Here is a 20,121-nt window from a genome sequence, read left to right as displayed (position 1 = left end):
GCTACTTGTCCTTCGGCAGCTTGAACTTCTTCGGGTCGAACCCGGGTACGTCGTTCATGCCGCCGAGCTGCGAAAGGTCGGGCATGCCACCGGGCATCCCGCCGCCGGGGGGAAGCATCGGCATGCCGCCGGGGAAGCCGCCGCGGACCTTGGGCTGCGTCGGGCCGCGTCCCTTGCCCTTCTTCCCCTTCTTGCCCTTACGGTTCTTGCTGCCGCCGCCTCCGCCACCGAAGCCGAAGCGGCCCGCCATCTGCGCCATCATCTTGCGCGCCTCGAAGAACCGGTTGACCAGGTCGTTGACGTCGCGGACGGCGACACCGGAACCCTTCGAGATCCGGACCCGGCGCGACGCGTTGATGATCTTCGGGTCGGCCCGCTCGGCGGGGGTCATCCCGCGGATGATCGCCTGCAGCTTGTCGAGCTGCTTGTCGTCGACCTGCGAGAGCTGGTCCTTCATCTGCCCGGCGCCGGGCAGCATGCCGAGCAGATTGCCGATCGGGCCCATCTTGCGGACCGCGAGCATCTGCTCGAGGAAGTCTTCGAGGGTGAGCTGGCCGCTGCCGAGCTTGGCGGCGGTCTGCTCGGCCTTCTCCTGGTCGAAATGCTGCTCGGCCTGCTCGATGAGGCTGAGCACGTCGCCCATGCCGAGGATCCGGCTGGCCATCCGGTCCGGGTGGAAGAGGTCGAAGTCCTCGAGCTTCTCACCGTTGGAGGCGAACAGGATCGGCTGGCCGGTGACCTGGCGGACCGACAGCGCGGCACCACCGCGGGCGTCACCGTCGAGCTTGGTGAGCACGACACCGGTGAAGCCGACGCCGTCGCGGAACGCCTCGGCCGTGGTGACCGCGTCCTGACCGATCATCGCGTCAACGACGAACAGCGTCTCGTCCGGCGAGACGGCGTCGCGGATGTCCGCGGCCTGCTTCATCAGCTCTTCGTCGACGCCGAGACGGCCGGCGGTGTCGACCAGGACGATGTCGTGCTGGGCGCGCTTGGCCTCGTCGATGGCGCGGCGGGCGACGTCGACCGGGTCGCCGACGCCGTTGCCGGGCTCGGGCGCGAAGACCGCGACACCGGCCCGCTCGCCGACGACCTGCAGCTGGGTGACGGCGTTGGGGCGCTGGAGGTCACAGGCGACCAGCATCGGCGCGTGGCCCTGCTTCTTCAGCCACATCGCGAGCTTGCCCGCGAGCGTCGTCTTACCGGCACCCTGCAGACCCGCGAGCATGATCACCGTCGGCGGGTTCTTCGCGAACGTGAGCCGCCTGGTCTCGCCGCCGAGGATGGTGACGAGTTCCTCGTTGACGATCTTGATGACCTGCTGCGCCGGGTTCAGCGCGCCGTGCACCTCGGCGCCCTTGGCGCGCTCCTTGATCCGGGCGATGAAGTCCTTGACCACCGACAGCGCGACATCCGCCTCGAGCAGCGCGATCCGGATCTCGCGCGCGGTGGCGTCGATGTCGGCGTCGGAGAGCCTGCCCTTGCGAGACAGGGTCTGCAGGGCGGACGTGAGCCGATCGGAGAGGGTGTCGAACACGGGTGTGCACGCTCCAGCTGGGTCGTTGTGGCTTGCCGGTACGGACCGGCGGCTTTCCAGGGTAGTCGGTGTTCGAAGTCGGCGTCTGACGCGGTTGCGGACGGCTCAGGGCTTGCGGAGGTCGGCCGTTGTGAGGGCACGGATCACGTCGGTGGTGCCGGCCTCGCGGACGGTACGGCTCATCTCCACATGCAGGAAGGCGGTTCCGTCCTCGGCCGCGGCCTTGCCCTGGACGTTCTTCGTCCCCTCCAGCGCGCCACATGACGACGTCCACGCCCGGCAGACGGCGAATCCGCCCGCTTCGAGCCGGTCGGCGGCGCGCCGCGCGGAATCCCCCGCCGCCGAAGCGCCGGAAGACAACACGATGTCGTCGTCCGGCATGTTCTGGTCGTCGAAGCCGTGCAGCTGGACCTGCGTCATCCCCCGCCCGGCGAGGGTGGCGGCCACGGCGTGGAACACCGAATCCACCTCGTGCGCGACGTCGGCCCGACCGTCGTCGGCCTTCCGGTGCGCGCCCGCGATCAGCAGGACCGCGCCCGGCACCTGACGGAAGTAGTCGAGACCGAACAGTTCCGTCCGAAGGTCGGACGCGGGATGCGGGACCTCGATCGCCAGCGAAGGCGGGGCGGAGCGGTCGATCAGATACATCCCCCACGCCCGCTCGGTCCCGGGCTCGTTCATGGCGATCGTGTACGGCCTCCCGGTCTGCGTGTCCACCCCGTCTCGCACCGAGAACCCGAGCTTCTCGAGATCGGACGGCTCCGCGCGGTCCATCAGCGCGCCGAAACCGGCGGCGGCCCTGCGACGTTCGTCGGCTTTCGGCGAGCGGTAGTCCTGCTCGGCGGAAAGCCCGGACGTGAGGTTGGCGACAGCGGCACCCAGATCGTTCTCCGGGACAGGAGGGGGCTTCGGTGACTCGTCGTCGCCGAGGATCAGCACGACTGTCAGCACCAAGGCCAGCGCGACGCCCACGCTGATCACGCTGAGCCACATCCGGTTTCGGCTGATCACCACTCGGAGCCTACCGACTCACTCGAATAGGTATCCTATGCCGCGCTTTCACCCCTTTGAGGTGAGTTGTACCGTCACCGACGGCAGTTTCGATATCTGCCCGTGACCCGATTGGGTGCAGGTTCCGCTACCGCCCGACCGGGCAGCGATCTCCCCGATCGTAAAACTGAAAGGCCTGGGGTCAGGTGACTCGGCAGAAGGACCGGCTCGATCCGGTGGCGCGGCTTCGCGACCAGATCCCGGAGGCGGGATTCCCGCGCGGCGTGAAGGTCGCGTCCGCGACCGGCTTCGTCCTGCTGCTGATGATCACCGCCTTCACCGCTCTCTACCTGTCCACGGCCGGGCCGTTTTCGGCACTCGGCGCGAAAGCGGCCGACGTCGTCCCGGACGAGGTCGTCGAAAGCCGGCGACGCGCGACCGCCGCCCTCGCGCAGGCTCTGGCCACCTCGGCCACCACCGCCGCCGGGGACCTGCAGGTCGCGACCGGCTCCGGAGTGTTCGACAACGCCGACGACGACGCCGTCCTCGACCGCCTCGGCGAGACCTACCCGGACTGGCGCGGCATCGTCGTCTTCGATCCCGCCGCGCGGAAGGTACTGGCGACGCACGGCGAGCCGGTGGCCGTCGAGAACCTCCAGGGCGCCACCGTCCAGAAGCTCACGGTCCGCCCGATCGCCCGTCCCGGTGGCACTCCGCTCGTCATCACCGCGCTCCCGCTCTCCGGTGCCCGCGCCGGACGGCTCCTCGTCGTCTCCACCGTGCTGCGCGGGGCCGCGCCGGAGCTGGACAAGGACATCAAGGAACAGCTCAGGCTGGTCACCCCGGACGGCACGCTGCTCCACTCTCACGGCACCGAGGCGCCCAAGGACGACCGGACCGCCCAGGATCTCCTCGCTCGCGCCGGTGCCGCCGCGGCCGCCGGGGAGTCGGGGGTGTTCACCGGTGACTCCGGGACCGACCCGGTCAAGCCGGACCGGCGGGTGGCGCCGGTCGTGGCCTTCGCGCCGGTCGCCTCGGACGGCGTCGAGGGCAGCCTCGGGCTGGCCGCCGTCACGCTCAGCCGCTTCCCGGTCGAGCCGGTACCCGCGCGCTGGCCGGGGCTGATCCCGGCGGCCGCACTGCTGGTGATCGCCATCGCCGGCTTCGTGCTGCTGCGCCGCGCGCTCGTCGACCCGATCCTGCGCCTTCGCGCCGACGCGCTCGCCGTCGCGGCGGGCGTCCTCGACCGGCCGGTCCGTCAGTCCCGCATCCGCGAAGTGAACCGGCTGACCCGGGCTGTCGAGCGCTATCGGGCGAAGCTCGGCCGGCGCAGGCCCCGCGCCAAACTCAAGCCGTTCCTCTCCGCCCAGCTCGTCATCGCGCTCGTCTCGCTGATGCTGCTCGGCTGGTCGGTCGCCGTCGCCGCGACGCTCGGACGCCAGCACGCCGCCGTCTCTCCCAGCATGCTCAGCGAGTACGGCGACCGGGTCGCGCATACGGCCGACACCTTGCGCCGCAGCCTCTCCCAGGGGCTCGGCGACCTGCGGGCCGTCGCCCGGCTCAGCGCGGACAAGAAGCCGGACCAGCTGCACGGCATGCTCGACCGGCTCGCCACGAGCGAAAGCCGGTTCCGCAGCGTCTACCTCGCCGACGCCGAAGGCGGGGAACTCCAACGGGCCGGGCGCGAATCCCTGCGCGATCCGGGCAAACTCCCCGACGGTGCCGGCCTGCGCCAGCACAACACCAGCGGCCGGGTGCCCGTGGTCTACGCCTTCGCGCACGTGCCGAACTCGGCCAACGTCCTGGTCGGCGAATTCGACGTGCCGCGGATGGCTTCGGTGCTCGAGTCGGCGGGCGGACGTGTCCGGGTGGTCGACGAAGGCAAGCGCACCATCGCCGACACCGAGGGCTACTTCGCCTTCTCCGAGCTCACCGATCCCGTGCTGGTCAAGAACATCACCACCGCGCGGTCCGGCGAGGACGCCCGTGAAACCACCGCCACGACCCTCGTGGCGGCCGAGCGCCTCGCCGACGACGGTAACGCCGCCGCGCTGAACTGGGTCGTCGTCGCCGAACAGCCGATCGGCTCCCTCGGCGTCGCGGACAACACCGTGCGGGCGGGCGCCCGTGTCGCCGCGTTGCTCACCGCCGTCGTCGCGCTGATGTCGTACGCCTGGCACCTGCTGGTCGTCGTGCTGCCGCTACGCCGGATCGCCGAATCGGCCGTACCGATCGCCAAGGGCGTCGGGCTGGGTGCCGTGGTGTACCCGCAGCGCCAGGACGAGATCGGCACCATCGCGTCCTGCGTCGAGATCTGCCGCCAGGCGCTGACCGACGGCAAGGCCCGCCTCGGCGAGGTCCGCCGACCGGCCGGCGCGGCGACCGACGAGACCAAATTGCTCCGGCGCGTGAAGGATCTGCCGGAGGAGCCCTCGGAAGCCGTCAAGCCACCGGGCGCCGTTCGCCGTCCGGAAACACGGCTCCCACCTCGTCGCCCGGTGCGGCGGCACGAACCCCAGAAGCCGCCGAGGCGGCTGGTCGAACAAGGCCGGAACCCGAAGTGACGTTTCTCTACTTCGTGCTGCTCACCGCGTCGGTGGCGATGCTGGCCGCCGGGATCTTCGAGCAACGCAACCACTACCGCAACCTGCACAGCATCCCGACGCGGGTACTGGTCAACGGCATCCGCGGCAAATCGTCGATCACCCGTCTCTGCGCGGGCGCGCTGCGCGGCGGCGGCCTGGTGACGGCCGCGAAGACCACCGGCACCGCGGCCCGGTTCATCCACCCCGACGGCAGCGAAGAACCGGTTTACCGCAAGTTCGGCATAGCCAACGTCGTCGAGCAGATCGGCATCGTCCGCCGTGCCGCCGCCTACCGGCCGGACGCGCTGGTGATCGAATGCATGGCGGTGATGCCGGACCTGCAGGAGATCAACCAGAGCAAGCTGATCCGCTCCACCATCGGCGTCCTTTGCAACGTCCGGGAGGATCATCTCGCCGAGATGGGCCCGACACTGGACGACGTGGCCCGCTCGCTGAGCCGCTCGATGCCGGTCGGCGGGATCTGCCTCACCGCGGAGAAGGACCGGCTCGCGATCCTCCAGGAAGAGGCGGACAAGCGGAACTGCCGTCTGATCGCCGTCGACCCCGAATCGGTCACCGACGAGGAGATGCGCGGGTTCAGCTGGATCACCTTCAAGGAGAACGTGGCGATCGCGCTGGCCGTGGCGGATCTGCTCAAGGTCAACCGGGGGCTGGCGCTCGAAGGCATGTGGGCCGCACCGCCGGACCCCGGTGTCCTCCAGGTCCACCACTATCGCGCGGGGCGGCGCAGGCTGCGGTTCGCGAACGTCTTCGCCGCGAACGACCCCGAATCGACGTTGATGAACATCGACCAGCTCCGCAGCCAGGGCGCGATCGCCGATCCGCTGCACGTGATCATCAACTGCCGCCCCGACCGGGTCGAACGCAACGGCCAGATGGGCGCGTTGATCCCCCGTATCGCCCCGGAGCGCGTGGTGCTGATCGGCGACCCGACCCGCAGCGCCCGGACCGCGATCCCCCACGAGTGGCACGACCGCGTCCTCGACCTCGGCGGCTCACGGCGTCCCGAAGAGCTGCTGCGCGGGATCATCGGCGGCATCGACCGGCAGGCGTCACTCGTCGCCATCGGCAACATCCACGGACAGGGCGAACTGCTCATCGACGAACTCGCCAAACTGGAAACGGTCGCCTCCTGATGCTCACCACCTCCCTCTCCGCCGAGGTCGCCACCATCGGGCTCGCCATCGGGCTGCTGCTGTCTTTGGTCTGCTACCTGACGACGAACCTGTCCCCCGGCGGCATGATCACGCCCGGCTGGATCGCCTTGACCATCGTCGAGGACTTCCGGCGAGCGGCGATCATCGTGCTGATGACCGCGCTGACGTACGCGGGCACGAAGGTGCTGCAACGCGTGGTGATCCTCTACGGCAAGCGGTTGTTCGCCGCGGTGGTGCTGCTCGGGGTCGTGTTGCAGACGACCTTGCTGCTCGTCCTCCAAGCCGACTTCCCGCTACTGTTCGTCCACCAGACCCTCGGTTTCGTGGTGCCCGGCCTGGTGGCCTACCAACTGGTCCGGCAGCCTCCGGCGGCGACCGTCTTCGCCACCGCGGGGGTCAGTCTCGCCAGTTACGCGATCCTGATCAGCGGAGTGCTGGTCGGGCTGGTCCCCACGTTGTGAGGTCTTGGTGGCGGAGCTGAAGGTGTACCTCGGTGGCAGGGCGCCCTTTCCACACCAACAGAAGCTGAGGTCTCGGTGATGCGCAAGGCAATCCGGATCGGTGTCCTGGTCGCGGTGATCGGGGTGTCCGGCACGGCCGCGTTCTACGTCGCGAAGCAGGAGAACCAGGACATCACCGCCATGTCCGCCTCCGCGGCGACGCCGGGCGCGGCGGCGGTGGGCGGGTATTCGTACGAACGGCTCGCCGCCCCGGCGAGGACGATCGTCCGGGACTCCGCCGGCACCCAGCTGGCGTCGTTCACCGACGGCTCGCGCACGGTCATGCTGACCGGCCGGAGCCGGACCTTCACCGAGCCGAAGTTCACCGAGGCCACGATCACCTCGTCTGCCTGGATCCGGTTCGCGCCGCAGGCCTGGAAGGAGGGCGCGGAGAAGGAACCGTGGGCACGCGACTGGTTGTCCAAGGCCGTCAGTGACACCTCGCCGGACCTTCTCGCCATCGCGTTGCAGTACACCGACGGCTCGGCGGCCCAGAAGGCCAAGAAGCTCCGGATCGCGGGCGACGCCTCCTTCGGCCCCGACAGTGCCGAAGGACGGCTCGAGAAGTCGGACTTCTACGATTTCCTCGGCGTCGACTGGGATTTCCCCGACAAGCACGAGAAGGCCGAGCCCGCCCGCTTCGGTTCGCTCGACTGCTCCGGTTTCGTGCGGATGGTCTACGGCTACCGCGCGGGCTACCCGCTGCTCGGCACCAACACGAAGGGGCCGGGGCTGCCAAGGCGTGCCTGGGCGATGTCCGAACTCGGGCCGGGAACGCCCGTGGTCGCGGATACCGGGAAACAGGCGACGGATTACTCGGCACTGCAGCCCGGTGACGTTCTCTTCTTCAATCTGGAGCCCCATCTCGGGCCGCGGGTATCGCATACCGGGATCTACCTCGGCATCGACAACGACGGGAAGCGGCGGGTGCTGTCCAGCCGCAAGGTCGCCAACGGGCCGACGTTCGGCGACGCCGGTGGTGTGTCGCTGATCGACGGCGAAGGTACTTACGCCAAGGCGTTCCGCGCGGCCAAACGACTTTGAGACGGGCCGCGAAAACAGGGCTCCGGGACCGGTCGCCCCTCGCAGACCGGTACCGGAGCCCCTACGGAAGGCTCGCCTCCCCGCGAGCCGACCGTAAGCACACTTGGCGAGTTTCGCGGGACTCGGTATCGCCGGACCCCCAGTACCAGGCGATTCGCTGCCCGCGCTCTCTCCGCGCGATGACATAAGCTTGCCCGGTCACCCTGGGGTCACGGCAGCGTGAAGACCCCCAACTCCCCCTGAGTAGATCTACTCAACTGGTCTTGGCCGACGACCCCGACGACGCCGTCCGCTTCGCCCGCGTCCTTGCCTCGCGCGCCTTGTCGGCCGCTTCCTGGGCTTTCTCGACCGGGCCCTGCTGCAATGCCGCCAGCAGCCGCGTGACTCCTTCGGTCTGTTCGGCGGCGGTCGGCCGCAGGACGTCGTCGCCGTCCAGTTTGGCCTGGATGAGCGCTTCGAGCGCCTCGCGGTAGTGATCGGTGTACCGGCCGGGGTCGAAATCCCGGGTGAGGTCCTCGATCAGCGAGACCGCGTTCCGCAGTTCCCCGCGGCGCAGGTCGACGTCCTCGTGCAGGAACGGGAAGTCGGGCCGCCGGATCTCGTCGGGCCACAGCATCGTCTCGAGCAGGATCACCTGGTCCCGCACGCGCAGCGCGCCCAGTGTTTCGCGCTGCCGCAGGGTCACCTTCACGATCGCGATCCGCCCGGACTGCTGCAGCGCCTCGCTCAACAGCACGTACGGCTTGGTGCCGGCAGGCTCCGGCTCGAGGAAGTAGCTGCGCGCGAAGTACATGGGGTCGACCTGCTCGGCCGGGGTGAAGCCGACGACGTCCATCGACTGGGTGGTCGGCGGGAGCAGCGACGCGAAATCCCCGGAGGTCAGCAGGACGACGTCGCCGTTGGGGACGGGATATCCCTTGGCGATCTCGGCCGCGGGCACCTCGGCGCCGTCGACCTCGCAGACCCACTTCACCCGCACCCGGCCGCCGTCGGGCTCGTGCACCTGGTGGAGGGGGACGTTGTGCTCTTCGATCGCGCTGTACGCCTTCACCGGAATGGCGTAGGTCCCGAATCCGATCGTGCCTTTCCACACCGCTCGCATGGCCCACCTCCGCCTGGTCAGCGTATCCACGCGCCGAAGGGGCGGGACAGCTACAAACGGGTGTCAGGGGCGACCGATTCGCTCACACATTCGAATGACGGGCGGGATTCGGCGAGTGCCTCCGCCGAACAGTCGACAGCGGTGGCCGCCGCACGGAGCACTTCGGCGACCACCTCGACGTCGACCATCGGGGCGGTGGCCAGCGCGCCGTCACCGCCGCCTTCGACCCGCCCGGCCATGCCTTCGAGCGCGATGGCCAGCGCCTGCTGCCCCGCGACGAGGTGCCGGACCACCTTCAGCAGTTCGGGCACGGTCGCGGCGGGGCCGGACGCGGTGAGGGAGACGGCGAGGTCGTCCGCGCACGCACGGAGATGGGAGGCCACGACCGTCGGCGGAAGCGTGATCCGCTGCGGTCCGGGCGAGTCCTGCTCGTGGTCGAGCACGTGCTCACCGCCCCTCCGGCTCCTTCGGGTCTCGACCGCGCACATCCTGCCACCGCTACCCTCCGCGATTCGCGCGACACCCCGGTCCCGGGTCAGCCGTAGCCGAGCAGGACCACCGCGGCCGCCGCTCCGGCCAGCCCGGCGGCCTGGATCCGGGACGGCCGTTCACGCAGTGCCACGATGCCGAGCACCACCGGCACGACGGGGTAGAACGACGCGAGGACGACGGCGATCGAGGTCAGTCCTTCCCGGGTGGCGAACAGGTAGAGCATCAGCGAAAGCGCGGCGAAACACCCGTTCAGCGCGGAAAGTACCGCCAGGCGTGGAGGAAGGCGCAAACCGCGTCCCGAGGGCAGTGCCATGGGCAGGATCGTCAGCGTGGCGGCGAGCCTGCTCGCCACCAACGGCCAGAGACCGGCTTGCGGTGCCGCCTGAGCGAGGGCGAGGTACTGGACGGCGAAACCCACGCTCGCGATGAGCGCGACACGAGTGGCGGACGTCGCCCCCGGCTCCTCGCCGCGGCCGGAACGCGACACCGCCCACAGCGCGCAGATCGCCAGCCCGATTCCGGACCAGGCCGTCGCCGAGGGACGTTCGCCGAGTAACGCCACCCCGGCGATCACCGGCAGTGTCACACTCCCCACCGCGCTGACCGGCACCACGATGCTCAACGCGCCACCGGCCATCGCCCGGAACAGGAAGACCATGCCGATGCCCGTGCCCACCCCGGAAGCCGCACCCCACCCGAGGTCCGGGAGGGCCGGAAGGGCAGGCGTCAGCAGGGAAGCCGTGCCGAGCATGAAGACGAAACCGGCCGCCTGCCCCGCGAACGCGACGGCGACGGCGGCCGCCCTCCGCGCGAGCAGGCCGCCCGCGAAGTCGACCAACCCGTAGGACAGCGCGGACCCCAACGCGAGCAGGGTGGGGTCCGGCATGCCACTGGCTACCCGGCGGCCGTGGGTTCAAACGATCAACGGAGTCAGGAAGCTGCCGCCAGCAGCGCGGCTTCGATCTTCGACCGCCACTCCTGGTCGACGCGGCCCGCCCGCGGCGCGACGGCGAACGAGTCGACGACGGCGCCACCGAGCGTGGCCACCTTCGCCCAGCGCACCTCGGCTTCGCATCGGCGCAGCGCGCCCGCGACCCGGTACAGCAGTCCGATCCGGTTCGCGGCCCGTAGTTCGACCACGACCGTGTCGTGCCCGCTGGTCTCGTCGTCGAACCAGATCACCTTCGCTCCCGCCGACGGCGTCTCCCCTCCGCCGTAGTCCCGTTCCTTCGCCGCGAGCCGCTGGGTGAGCGGCAGCGTCCCGGCCACCGCTCGCGCGAACTGCTCACGCAACAGGGTGACGTCGGGCAGCGAGCCGAACTTCGGAGACGCCGTGAAGACTCCCGCCCGTCCCCCGTCGTGCCCGCGCAGCACCGCCGCGTGGACCTCGAGCGAGTTCAGCGCGAGCACGCCGGCCGCGGGAGCCAGCAGTTCCGCGCGGGCCGGGACCGCCAGCACCACGGTCACGACCTTGCCCGCGGCGGTGATGCGCACTTCGCCACGACCGGACGCGACCGCTTCGGCGACGAGCTCACGCTGTTCGGCCCCCATCGGCTCCGGCGGCACGAAACCCTTGCCGTGCAACGCTTCTTCGCAACCGGACACGAGTTCGGCGAGCAGGCGAGCCTTCCAGTCGGTCCACACGCCCGGCCCGGTGGCCAGCGAATCGGCCGTCGTCAGGGCGTGCAGCAGTTCCAGCAGGACGAGGTTCTCGTCGAGCGTCTTCGTCACCCGCTGGATCGTGGCGGGATCGCTGATGTCCCGCCGCGTCGCGGTATGCGGCAGCAGCAGGTGATGCCGGACCATCGCCGACACCAGCGCCGCGTCCGCCTCCGGCAGCCCGAGCCGGGCCGCCACCTGCGCGCTGATCTTCGCGCCGAGTTCGGAATGGTCCGCGTCGCGGCCCTTGCCGATGTCGTGCAGCAGCGCGCCGATCAGCAGCAGATCCGGCCGTGAAACGGTGGTCGTCAGCTTCGACGCCTCGACCGCGGCCCGCACGAGATGCCGGTCGACGGTCCAGGAATGCACCGGCGACCTCGGCGGGAGATCCCGCACCGCGCCCCATTCGGGGAACAGACGCGCCCACAGGCCGGTACGGTCCAGCGCCTCCACGGCGTCGACGAGTCCCTCGCCCGCGCCGAGCAGTTCCACCAGCGCCTTGAGGGCGTCGGCGGGCCAGGGCGCACGCAGTTCCGGCGCGGTTTCGGCGAGTGATCGCAGGGTCCCGTGCGCGATGGGTTTCCGGATCCGCGCCGACGCCGCGGCCACCCGCAGCAGCAGGGCCGGATCCTTGGCGGGCACCGCGTCCCGCGCCAGGGCGACCTCGTTCCCGTGCAGGACGACACCTTCGTCGAGTGGCGTCCGCGCCGGCCGCCGCCCGAACCGCGCCTTCGGCGGCTCCACAGTGGACCGGAGTGCCACGTCCACCGCGTACGCGATCGTCCGGCCGACACCGGAAAGCTTGCGCGCCAAGGTGAACCGGTCGCCGAACCCGAGCTCGCCCGCGACCGTCTCGGCCTCCGGCGCGCTGAGGATGTCCCGCTCCCGGCGGAGTTCCCGGCGCAGTTCGGTCCGGACGTCGAGCAGCAGACTCTTCGCCGCCAGCAGTTCCTCGCCGGGTCTCGCCGTCAGCTGTGCCGCCGCAAGCGCTTCCAGGACGGCGAAATCGCGAAGCCCGCCCCGGCCGTGCTTGAGATCCGGCTCGGCGGACTGCGCGATCTCACCACTGCGAGCCCAGCGCTGACGCACCGCGTCCGACAGTTCGTCCATCCGCTTCCTGGCGGTCCGCCGCCACTGGTCCCGTGCCGCGGCCGCCAGCCTGGCGGTGATCTCGGCGTCCCCGGCGATATGGCGGATGTCGAGCAGCCCCATCGCGGTCCGCAGATCCTCGGACGCCACCTTCAGCGCCTCACCCGGCGTGCGTACCGAATGATCGAGGCCGATCTTGGCGTCCCACAACGGGTACCAGATCGCGTCGGCGATCTCGCCTACCCGCGAGTTCCCGTTGTGCAACAACAAAAGATCGAGGTCGGAGAAGGGCACCAGCTCGCTGCGCCCCAGGCCGCCGACGGCGGCCAGCGCGACACCGGGTTCAGCGGTGTCGACGCCGGCCGCCGCAGCGCCCTTGCCCAACCAGAATTCGTAGAGGTCGACCAGGGCCGCCCGCAACGCGGACGCCCCCAGCCTTCCGTGCCTGCCCTCGAGCAACCGCTCGGTGGCCTTGACCAGTTCACCCCCGTCGGCCATCCGTGACGCCTATAGGGCGTCCGAGCCGCGTTCGCCGGTGCGTACCCGGATGACCGTCTCCACCGGCGTCACCCAGATCTTGCCGTCACCGATCTTGCCGGTGTGCGCGGCGGTGGTGATCGCGTCGAGCACCTTCTCGACGTTGGAATCGTCGGTGACGACCTCGACCCGCAGCTTCGCCACGAAGTCCACGGAGTACTCGGCACCCCGGTAGACCTCGGTGTGGCCCTTCTGCCTGCCGTAGCCCTGCACCTCACTGACCGTCATGCCGAGCACGCCCAGCTGCTCCAGCGCGGAGCGGACGTCGTCGAGCGTGAACGGCTTCACGATCGCGGTGATCAGCTTCATGCCTTGCTCTCCTCGAGTTTCGTGGCCGCGTTTCCGGAGGACGGCTTGACCGGGATGGAGCTCGGCTGGCCGAGGCCGCCGCCCGAACCGGTGAAGTCGTACGCGCTCTCCGCGTGCTGGGCCTCATCGATACCACTGACCTCGTCCTCCGCGCTGACGCGGAACCCGCCGAGCTTCTTGATCACCCAGCCGATGACGAAGGTCAGCACGAACGAGTAGCCGAGGACGACGACCGCCGCGAGCGCCTGCTTGCCGAGTTGGCCGAGGCCGCCGCCGTAGAAGAGGCCGTCTACGCCGAGCGAGTTGACGCTGGTGGTGCCGAAGAAACCGATGAGCAGCGTGCCGACGAGACCACCCACGAGGTGGACGCCGACGACGTCGAGGGAGTCGTCGAAACCGAAGCGGAACTTGAGGCTGATCGCCAGCGCGCACAGGGCACCGGCGATGAGGCCGATGGCGATGGCGCCCAGCGGGCTGACGAAACCGGCCGCCGGGGTGATCGCGACGAGACCCGCGACGGCGCCGGAAGCGGCACCGAGGGTGGTCGGCTTGCCGACCTTGATCTGCTCGACGATCAGCCAGCCGAGGATGGCGGCGGCGGTCGCGACGGTGGTGTTGGTGAACGCGACGGCGGCGAGGTCGTTGGCGGCCAGCGACGAACCGGCGTTGAAGCCGTACCAGCCGAACCACAGCAACGCGGCGCCCAGCAGCACGAACGGGACGTTGTGCGGGCGTCCGGTGCCCTTCGGCCAGCCCTTGCGCTTGCCGAGCACGATCGCCAGCGCCAGACCGGCCGCACCGGCGTTGATGTGGACCGCGGTACCGCCGGCGAAGTCGAGCGCCTTGAGCTGGTTGGCGATCCAGCCGCCGACCGAATCCGCGCCGATGAAGCCGTTGAACGAGAACACCCAGTGCGCCACCGGGAAGTACACGATGGTCACCCACACCGCGACGAACAGCGTCCAGCCCCAGAACTTGGCGCGGTCGGCGATGGCACCGGAGATCAGCGCGGGCGTGATGATCGCGAACATCAGCTGGAACATCACGAAGGCGAACAGCGGCAACGCGTCCGCGCCGGGCCAGGCGACCTCGGGCGCGGTGTCGGTGGCGGCGGTCGCGAACCCGGCGAGTTTGCCGGAGATGTCCGTGAGCCCGGCGAAGTCGAAGTTACCGAGCAATCCTCCGCCGATGTCGTTGCCGAACGCCATCGTGAAGCCGTACAGCGTCCAGAGGACACCGACTACGGCGAGCGCGATGAAGTTCATCATCAACATGTTCAGGACGCTCTTCGCGCGGACCATGCCGCCGTAGAAGAACGCCAGTCCCGGTGTCATGAGCATGACCAGCGCGGCGCTGATCAACACCCATGCGGTGTCTCCTGCGTTCAGCACAATCTTCCTCCCGTGCCTGGGGTGTACTGCGCAGGAATCTTTGGACCGCGGTGTTTCCTCGGGCGGCGATTCAGGTTTCACCCGCGTGAACTGTCGGTACGGCGTTGTTACGGCCAGGTTTCCGCTGACCTGGTGCGTTCTGTCCGGTTGCGAAACCTCGTGGTCGAATAGGCCCATGAACGCGCGTGTTTCCGGCCATGACCCCCTGCCACCGGCGATCGTCCGGTCCTTGCGGTGTTCGGTCTGCGGTGACCCGGTCGGGCTAACCGAGCGCACGGTGCGTTGCGACCGGGGCCACTCGTTCGACGTAGCGAAGCAGGGTTACGTCAATCTTCTGCATGCGCGCATCCCCGCCGGCACGGCGGACACCGCGCCGATGGTCGCGGCCCGCGTCGACCTCCTTTCTTCGGGTGCTTATCTGCCCCTCGCCGACGCCCTCGCGAAGGTGGCTTCGGATCACGTCGAGAATGGGATGGTCATCGACGCCGGGGCGGGCACGGGGTACTACCTCGCGCATGTGCTCGACGCCGTCCCCGCCGCGTACGGACTCGCGCTCGACGTCTCCGCCGTCGCCCTGCGCCGGGCCGCTCGCGCGCACGCGCGCGCGGGCGCGGCCGTGTGGAATCTGTGGGAACCCTGGCCGGTGGCGGATTCGAGCGCTTCGCTGATCCTCAACGTCTTCGCGCCCCGCAACGCCCCGCAGTTCCACCGCGTCCTGACCGCGGACGGGCTGCTGGTAGTCGCGACGCCGAACCCTGGACACCTCAGGGAACTGGGCGACCTGGTGATCTCCGTCGACAGCGGCAAGGACGCGCGGCTGGAGGACACGCTCGGCGACCGCTTCACCCGGGTGGAGCGACACGAGGTCACCCAAGAGGTGACGCTGGCGCCGGCCCAGATCCGCCAGGTGGTCGAGATGGGGCCGAGCGCGCACCACCTGCACCGTGACGGCCGCCGTGAACGCCTCGACGCGATCACCGCGCCGATGGACGTCACCACCTCGTTCAGTGTCACGCTGTACCGGCCGGTGCCCTGATGGAGGCACCCGCGACCCTGCTCGCCGACGCCGCATGGGTCGGCGCCCGCATCGGCGGCGCCGCGAAGCTCTACGGCTGCTCGCGGCCCGAAGTGCTCGGCACGATCTGGTGGTACTCGCTGTCTTCCGTCCTCGTCGCCCCCTCCGTCGAGTCGCTCGTACGTGGTGAGCCGCTGGACCCGTCGCTCGACGCCGTCACGATCGAACTCGTCCCGGATGGACGCTTCACCGGCGCCCGGTCGTCACGGCTCCTCGACGGCGGCCTCGCCGAACTCGGTGCGGCGTTCGCCGGGACGCTGAGCACGGCGATCGGCACGATCTCGGCCGTCACGGGGGCGAATCCGCGCGCGCTTGGCGCGATCGCGACCGATTCGATCGGCAACCGTCTGCTGTGGACCGGCGACACCGCCCGGGCGATCGAGCTGGCGGGGCCGCTCGTGGCCGCGATCGGACTCGGGATGCCGGAGCCGCGGTTCTCCCGGATCGGGCGGAACACCGTGGTACGCCGTGCTTCCTGCTGCCTGATCTACGAAGCGGGCAACCCGAAGTGCACCAGCTGCCCGCGGCAGACCCCGGAGGAAAGAGACCGGCGGCTGCGCGCGGCGCTCGGGTGAGTGGCTTTCGCGACGTGCTCGAAGGCGGGGCCTGAGCAGGGCCCGCCGCCGCCCGTGAGAGGGTGGCGGCATGGCCAAACCGACGCCGCTGCAGATCAGGAACATCGTCATGGCGGTGCTCATGGTGGGTGCCCTGGTGTGGAACCTGTCCATCGGCGGCGCTTGGTGGCTCACCGCGATCTTCTCGATCGGCACCGTTCTCTCGTTGTTCTCCGCGTACCTGAACCGGCCCGGCGCTCGTCCCTGACCCCGCATTTCGCGTCAGGAGCGCGCCGCCTCGAAACGCGAGGTGAGATCCGCGCGGCCTCGCTCGGAAAGCGCCCCGAAGAGCCGTAGGCGCGCCATCCCGCCGTCGGGATAGATGTCGAGACGGACCTCGGTCACCTCAGGGCCCTCGGCGAGGGCGAACCGGTGCCGCGTGTCAGGCTGCAACCGCGTCTTGGGCAGCAGCTCGACCCATTCGCCGTCGCCGTCCCGGCCGCTCAGCGACGCCCAGCCCGGCGCGTTGCCCTTGAGGTTGCTGTTGTCGAACTCGGCGAACCGGACGACACCCGCGCCGGCGAGGCGCACGGTGACCCAGTCGTTCCCGTCGTCTCGGCGCCGTGCGGTCTCCCATCCCTCGGCCTGATGCGCGGCGAGCCCCGGCGAGAAGAGGTTGTTGGGCGAGGAATAGAACATGTTGCTGCACCCGGTGACCACCGCGCCGTTCTCCAGCGCGGCCAGGTCGAGCGCGCCGAGGTCGAGCAGCCGCGGGTCCGGGATCGGTGTGCCGTGCACGCGCAGCCGGGCCACACCACCGTCGGGATGCATGGTCAGCCGGACGTGCGTGTAGCGCTTGCTCCCGCCGACCTCGAAGAAGTTCTCCGTGTGCCCCGCCGCCGCACCGCGTTTCACCAGCACGTCCCAGTCCGCTTCGGACAGTTCGGCGGCGTTGGGATAGCCGTCGACGGCGCACGCTTCGACCGAGACGAACGGCGGGTAGTTGCCCTTGAAGAACGCGGTGTCCACGATGACGCCGGTGATCGCACCCGCCAGGCCGAGCCGGACGATGGCCTGGTCGTCGCCGGGCTCACGGTGCCGCCGGGTCTCCCAGCCGTCGTAGACCTGGCCCTTGGGCCCGAAGGTCTCCGCCCGATGCGCGGGCACCCAGGGATTGACCAGGTTCTCCTTCTCGGCGAACAACTCGTCCGTCGCCCACATCACGGTCCCGCCGAATTTGCGCGAGGCCAGGTCGGGCAGGGCTGTCCACTCAGGACGGTCGTTCACGGCATCCTCCATCTCAGCAGTCACCCCGGGTCAGCAGAACGCCTGCCGGGTCTTCACCGGTGATCTCCTCGCCTCGCAACCACGTGCTCCGGACGACACCGGCGAGCGGCCGTCCGTGGTAGGCGCTGACCGGGTTGCGGTGCTTCAATTTCGCGACGTCGACGACGAACGCCTCGTCGGGGGCGAACACGCTGAAGTCGGCGTCGTAACCCGGCGCGAGATGCCCCTTGCGCCGCATCCCCGCCTGCGCGGCCGGATGTTCGGCCATCCAGCGGACGACGTCGGTGAGCGCGAACCCGCGCTGCCGTGCCTGGGTCCAGACGGCGGGCAGGCCGAGCTGCAGGCCGGCGATCCCGCCCCAGGCGAGCCCGAAATCGCCGCTGTCGAAGCGTTTCAGCTCGGGGGTGCACGGCGAATGGTCGGTCACCACGCAGTCGATGACGCCGTCCGCGAGGCCCTTCCACAGCAGTTCACGGTTCCCGGCCTCGCGGATCGGCGGGCAGCATTTGAACTGCGTGGCGCCGTCGCCGATCTCCTCCGCGGTGAAACTCAGGTAATGCGGGCAAGTCTCGGCGGTCAGCCGCACGCCGTCGCGCCGCGCGCTCTCGACCATCGGCAGCGCGTCCGATGAGGACAGATGCAGGATGTGCGCGCGGACGCCGGTCTTCCTGGCCAGCTCGATGACCTGCGCGATCGCGACGTTCTCCGCGCCGCGCGGCCGCGAGTGCAGGAAGTCCTCGTACTTCTCGCCGTGCGGATCGGGCGCGTGGTCGATCGCGTCGGAGTCCTCCGCGTGCACGATGATCATGCCGTCGAACGTCCGCAGTTCGGTCATCGCCTCTTCGAGCCCGCGCGCGTCCAGCGGCGGGAACTCGTCGACCCCGGAATGCAGCAGGAAGGACTTGAAGCCGAAGACTCCGGCTTCGTGAAGCCCGCGCAGGTCCGCGAGGTTGCCGGGGATCGCACCGCCCCAGAAGCCGACGTCGACGTGCACCCGGCCCTCGGCGGTCTTGCGCTTCACCTCCAGCGACGCGACGTCGACCGTCGGCGGCAGGCTGTTCAGCGGCATGTCCACGATCGTGGTGACCCCGCCCGCCGCGGCCGCGCGGGTCGCCGAAGCGAATCCCTCCCATTCCGTGCGGCCAGGGTCGTTGACGTGCACATGGGTATCGACGAGCCCCGGCAGCAGGACGACGTCCTCACCGAGTTCGAGCACTCGCTCGCCGTCGAGATCGGCTCCGGCGGGCTCCACCGCGACGATGCGGCCGCCGTCGACGCCGATGGTCGCGGGTACCTCTCCGGCGGCCGTCACGGCTCGGGCGACTTTGATCACCAAGTCCATCTAAAAGCCTCCAACTTCCACTGAGTGGAATCGAGGTTTCGCACTCCGACATTAACTCCGGCCACCCTGCTCGTCAACGAGCCCTGGCGGCGCTACCTTCGCTTCGTGCAGTTAGAAGCCGAGTTCACCAGCGAACCGTTCCACGGCGAGGGTCCGCCACCCGAACACGCCGTCAAAGCCCGCGACACCGCGGAGGGCGCGGGCCTGTCCGCCGACTTCGGCCCGCTCGGCACGCTCGTCCGCGGCGACGCCGACGCCCTCCTCGACGCGCTCCCCGCCATCGCCAGGGCGGCACTGAACGGCGGCGCCACCCGCGTGACCCTCCAGCTCCGGCAGGTCGGCGACGAAACGAGCGAGCCCGCCGTCGAACTGCACAGCGCGCTGGCCCGGCTCATCGGCGACGTCGAACGCGAACTCGGCGGGAAACTCGACACCCTCGACCGCGCCGCCAAGCAGCGCGCGGTGCGGCTGCTCAAGGAACGCGGCGCGTTCGGCCTCCGCAAGTCGGTGTCGACCGTCGCGGAGGCGCTGGGGGTCACGAGGTTCACGGTCTACAACTACCTCAACCGGGACCAAGACTGAAGAGCTGATTCAACAAAATGTTGACGGCGGCGGAATCGTCGCCGTACCGTCAGTTCCCGTGCCGCTCACCATTCGAGAGTTCAACGAGGCGCCCGCACAGGACGTCCGGCCGGCGCTGACCGCCTGCCTCGACGTCCCGCGCTGGGTGGAGACCCTGCTGGCCAGGCGCCCGTACGCCGATCTCGCCGCGCTGCTCGCCGCGGCCGGGGCGCTCACCCCGTTGCGCCCCGAAGAGGTCCGGCGCGCCATGGCCGCCCATCCCCGGATCGGGGAGAAAGCGGACGGGAAGAGCACCGAAGCGGGCTGGTCGCGCTCGGAACAGTCCGGTGTGGACGGTGACGCGGCGCGCGAGTTCGCCGTGGCCAACGCCGAGTACGAAGCGAGGTTCGGACACGTCTTCCTGGTCTGCGCGAGCGGCCGGAGCGGCGCCGAACTGCTGGAAAACCTGCGTTCGAGGCTGTCGAACGATCCCGAGAAGGAACTCGAAGTGGCCGGTCAAGAGCTGGCCGAGATCGCCGCGCTGCGGCTGGAGAAGGCGGTGACGGCATGAGCCTCGTGACCACGCACATCCTCGACACCACCGCGGGACGGCCGGCGGTAGGCGTCGGGGTCCGGCTCGAAACCGGCGCGGGCGAACCCGTCGCCGAAGGGCGGACCGACGCCGACGGCCGGATCCGCGACCTGGGCCCGGACACCCTGGAACCCGGGGTCTACCGGCTGGTCTTCGACACCGGCGCCCACCTCGGCCCGGACTCCTTCTTCCCCGAAGTCACCTTGACCTTCCGCATCGCCGACGGGACCGAGCACCACCACGTGCCGTTGCTGCTGAGCCCGTTCGCCTATTCCACCTATCGAGGGAGCTGATCGC

Annotated in this window: 20 protein-coding genes; 10 read left to right on the top strand and 10 right to left on the bottom strand. The window is 69.8% G+C overall.

Translation table 11 applies throughout. The features are described 5' to 3' along the window. Nucleotide 1 precedes the first annotated feature (1 nt). Complete coding sequence (gene ffh, locus H4W30_RS00295; RefSeq protein WP_192740946.1) at nucleotides 2-1,537, bottom strand: signal recognition particle protein; 1,536 nt, start codon at nucleotides 1,535-1,537, stop codon at nucleotides 2-4. A gap of 105 nt (nucleotides 1,538-1,642) precedes the next feature. Next, on the bottom strand, nucleotides 1,643-2,548 hold the full coding sequence (locus H4W30_RS00290) for a hypothetical protein (RefSeq protein WP_318780495.1): 906 nt from the start codon (nucleotides 2,546-2,548) through the stop codon (nucleotides 1,643-1,645). 185 nt (nucleotides 2,549-2,733) lie between these two features. On the opposite strand from H4W30_RS00290, the gene H4W30_RS00285 reads away from it, so the two are divergent. The 4 genes from H4W30_RS00285 (at nucleotide 2,734) to H4W30_RS00270 (ending at nucleotide 7,834) form a co-directional block, all read left to right on the top strand. After that, a complete protein-coding gene (locus H4W30_RS00285; protein WP_192740945.1) occupies nucleotides 2,734-5,091 on the top strand; it encodes a hypothetical protein in 2,358 nt (785 codons plus the stop codon). Then, on the top strand, nucleotides 5,088-6,269 hold the full coding sequence (gene pgsB / locus H4W30_RS00280) for a poly-gamma-glutamate synthase PgsB (protein WP_192740944.1): 1,182 nt from the start codon (nucleotides 5,088-5,090) through the stop codon (nucleotides 6,267-6,269). The genes H4W30_RS00285 and pgsB overlap by 4 nt, the downstream gene beginning before the upstream one ends. Continuing rightward, nucleotides 6,269-6,751 carry a poly-gamma-glutamate biosynthesis protein PgsC/CapC gene (locus H4W30_RS00275; protein WP_192740943.1) on the top strand — a complete coding sequence of 161 codons (483 nt, stop codon included), beginning with the start codon at nucleotides 6,269-6,271 and terminating at the stop codon, nucleotides 6,749-6,751. The genes pgsB and H4W30_RS00275 overlap by 1 nt, the downstream gene beginning before the upstream one ends. A gap of 78 nt (nucleotides 6,752-6,829) precedes the next feature. Then, nucleotides 6,830-7,834 carry an NlpC/P60 family protein gene (locus H4W30_RS00270; protein WP_192740942.1) on the top strand — a complete coding sequence of 335 codons (1,005 nt, stop codon included), beginning with the start codon at nucleotides 6,830-6,832 and terminating at the stop codon, nucleotides 7,832-7,834. Nucleotides 7,835-8,087: 253 nt separating this feature from the next. Here the strand turns inward: H4W30_RS00270 and ku are convergent, their stop codons facing one another. The 6 genes from ku to H4W30_RS00240 all read right to left on the bottom strand — a co-directional run bounded on the left by ku (nucleotide 8,088) and on the right by H4W30_RS00240 (nucleotide 14,413). Continuing rightward, nucleotides 8,088-8,936 (bottom strand): non-homologous end joining protein Ku, encoded by an 849-nt coding sequence (ku, locus tag H4W30_RS00265; protein ID WP_192740941.1) that lies wholly within the window; start codon nucleotides 8,934-8,936, stop codon nucleotides 8,088-8,090. 50 nt (nucleotides 8,937-8,986) lie between these two features. Next, nucleotides 8,987-9,379, bottom strand: a complete 393-nt coding sequence (locus H4W30_RS00260; protein ID WP_192740940.1) for a hypothetical protein — start codon at nucleotides 9,377-9,379, stop codon at nucleotides 8,987-8,989. A gap of 92 nt (nucleotides 9,380-9,471) precedes the next feature. After that, the gene (locus H4W30_RS00255) at nucleotides 9,472-10,314 is read right to left on the bottom strand and encodes an EamA family transporter (RefSeq protein ID WP_192740939.1); all 843 of its coding nucleotides are present in this window, start codon (nucleotides 10,312-10,314) and stop codon (nucleotides 9,472-9,474) included. A gap of 44 nt (nucleotides 10,315-10,358) precedes the next feature. Beyond that, on the bottom strand, nucleotides 10,359-12,674 hold the full coding sequence (locus tag H4W30_RS00250; protein WP_192740938.1) for a [protein-PII] uridylyltransferase: 2,316 nt from the start codon (nucleotides 12,672-12,674) through the stop codon (nucleotides 10,359-10,361). Nucleotides 12,675-12,683: 9 nt separating this feature from the next. Then, on the bottom strand, nucleotides 12,684-13,022 hold the full coding sequence (locus tag H4W30_RS00245) for a P-II family nitrogen regulator (protein WP_020630602.1): 339 nt from the start codon (nucleotides 13,020-13,022) through the stop codon (nucleotides 12,684-12,686). Beyond that, a complete protein-coding gene (locus H4W30_RS00240; protein ID WP_192740937.1) occupies nucleotides 13,019-14,413 on the bottom strand; it encodes an ammonium transporter in 1,395 nt (464 codons plus the stop codon). Before H4W30_RS00240 ends, H4W30_RS00245 begins: the two co-directional genes overlap by 4 nt. A 175-nt stretch (nucleotides 14,414-14,588) precedes the next feature. Between H4W30_RS00240 and H4W30_RS00235 the strand changes: the two genes are divergently transcribed. The 3 genes from H4W30_RS00235 (at nucleotide 14,589) to H4W30_RS00225 (ending at nucleotide 16,310) form a co-directional block, all read left to right on the top strand. Beyond that, entirely contained in the window at nucleotides 14,589-15,449 is an 861-nt protein-coding gene (locus tag H4W30_RS00235; RefSeq protein ID WP_192740936.1) for a putative RNA methyltransferase, read from the top strand. After that, nucleotides 15,449-16,063 (top strand): (2Fe-2S)-binding protein, encoded by a 615-nt coding sequence (locus H4W30_RS00230; protein ID WP_126733422.1) that lies wholly within the window; start codon nucleotides 15,449-15,451, stop codon nucleotides 16,061-16,063. The genes H4W30_RS00235 and H4W30_RS00230 overlap by 1 nt, the downstream gene beginning before the upstream one ends. Before the next feature lie 70 nt (nucleotides 16,064-16,133). Beyond that, nucleotides 16,134-16,310, top strand: coding sequence for a hypothetical protein (locus H4W30_RS00225; protein ID WP_192740935.1), 177 nt, complete (start codon nucleotides 16,134-16,136; stop codon nucleotides 16,308-16,310). Nucleotides 16,311-16,324: 14 nt separating this feature from the next. Here the strand turns inward: H4W30_RS00225 and alc are convergent, their stop codons facing one another. Then, nucleotides 16,325-17,341 (bottom strand): allantoicase, encoded by a 1,017-nt coding sequence (gene alc / locus H4W30_RS00220; protein WP_192740934.1) that lies wholly within the window; start codon nucleotides 17,339-17,341, stop codon nucleotides 16,325-16,327. A 1-nt stretch (nucleotide 17,342) separates the two neighbouring features. Further along, on the bottom strand, nucleotides 17,343-18,671 hold the full coding sequence (gene allB / locus H4W30_RS00215; RefSeq protein WP_192740933.1) for an allantoinase AllB: 1,329 nt from the start codon (nucleotides 18,669-18,671) through the stop codon (nucleotides 17,343-17,345). A gap of 105 nt (nucleotides 18,672-18,776) precedes the next feature. Here allB and H4W30_RS00210 point away from each other — a divergent pair, with 105 nt between their 5' ends. From H4W30_RS00210 to uraH, 3 genes are read left to right on the top strand one after another with little or no spacing between them, the layout of a single operon-like run. After that, nucleotides 18,777-19,253, top strand: a complete 477-nt coding sequence (locus H4W30_RS00210) for a helix-turn-helix domain-containing protein (protein ID WP_192740932.1) — start codon at nucleotides 18,777-18,779, stop codon at nucleotides 19,251-19,253. Between the two features lie 58 nt (nucleotides 19,254-19,311). Further along, nucleotides 19,312-19,803 (top strand): 2-oxo-4-hydroxy-4-carboxy-5-ureidoimidazoline decarboxylase, encoded by a 492-nt coding sequence (uraD, locus tag H4W30_RS00205; RefSeq protein ID WP_192740931.1) that lies wholly within the window; start codon nucleotides 19,312-19,314, stop codon nucleotides 19,801-19,803. Further along, on the top strand, nucleotides 19,800-20,117 hold the full coding sequence (gene uraH, locus H4W30_RS00200) for a hydroxyisourate hydrolase (protein ID WP_192740930.1): 318 nt from the start codon (nucleotides 19,800-19,802) through the stop codon (nucleotides 20,115-20,117). The genes uraD and uraH overlap by 4 nt, the downstream gene beginning before the upstream one ends. Nucleotides 20,118-20,121: the final 4 nt, after the last annotated feature.

This window comes from Amycolatopsis roodepoortensis, assembly GCF_014873915.1.
Lineage (GTDB): Bacteria > Actinomycetota > Actinomycetes > Mycobacteriales > Pseudonocardiaceae > Amycolatopsis > Amycolatopsis roodepoortensis.
This window is presented reverse-complemented; position numbering and strand designations above follow the sequence as displayed.

Bases quoted from the DNA above. Each gene is read 5' to 3' on its own strand.
- H4W30_RS00275 (WP_192740943.1), top strand. From the start codon at position 6,269: ATGCTCACCACCTCCCTCTCCGCCGAGGTCGCCACCATCGGGCTCGCC.
- H4W30_RS00270 (WP_192740942.1), top strand. From the start codon at position 6,830: ATGCGCAAGGCAATCCGGATCGGTGTCCTGGTCGCGGTGATCGGGGTG.
- ku (WP_192740941.1), bottom strand. From the start codon at position 8,936: ATGCGAGCGGTGTGGAAAGGCACGATCGGATTCGGGACCTACGCCATT.
- H4W30_RS00255 (WP_192740939.1), bottom strand. From the start codon at position 10,314: ATGCCGGACCCCACCCTGCTCGCGTTGGGGTCCGCGCTGTCCTACGGG.
- H4W30_RS00250 (WP_192740938.1), bottom strand. From the start codon at position 12,674: ATGGCCGACGGGGGTGAACTGGTCAAGGCCACCGAGCGGTTGCTCGAG.
- H4W30_RS00245 (WP_020630602.1), bottom strand. From the start codon at position 13,022: ATGAAGCTGATCACCGCGATCGTGAAGCCGTTCACGCTCGACGACGTC.
- H4W30_RS00235 (WP_192740936.1), top strand. From the start codon at position 14,589: ATGAACGCGCGTGTTTCCGGCCATGACCCCCTGCCACCGGCGATCGTC.
- H4W30_RS00230 (WP_126733422.1), top strand. From the start codon at position 15,449: ATGGAGGCACCCGCGACCCTGCTCGCCGACGCCGCATGGGTCGGCGCC.
- H4W30_RS00225 (WP_192740935.1), top strand. From the start codon at position 16,134: ATGGCCAAACCGACGCCGCTGCAGATCAGGAACATCGTCATGGCGGTG.
- alc (WP_192740934.1), bottom strand. From the start codon at position 17,341: ATGGAGGATGCCGTGAACGACCGTCCTGAGTGGACAGCCCTGCCCGAC.
- allB (WP_192740933.1), bottom strand. From the start codon at position 18,671: ATGGACTTGGTGATCAAAGTCGCCCGAGCCGTGACGGCCGCCGGAGAG.
- uraH (WP_192740930.1), top strand. From the start codon at position 19,800: ATGAGCCTCGTGACCACGCACATCCTCGACACCACCGCGGGACGGCCG.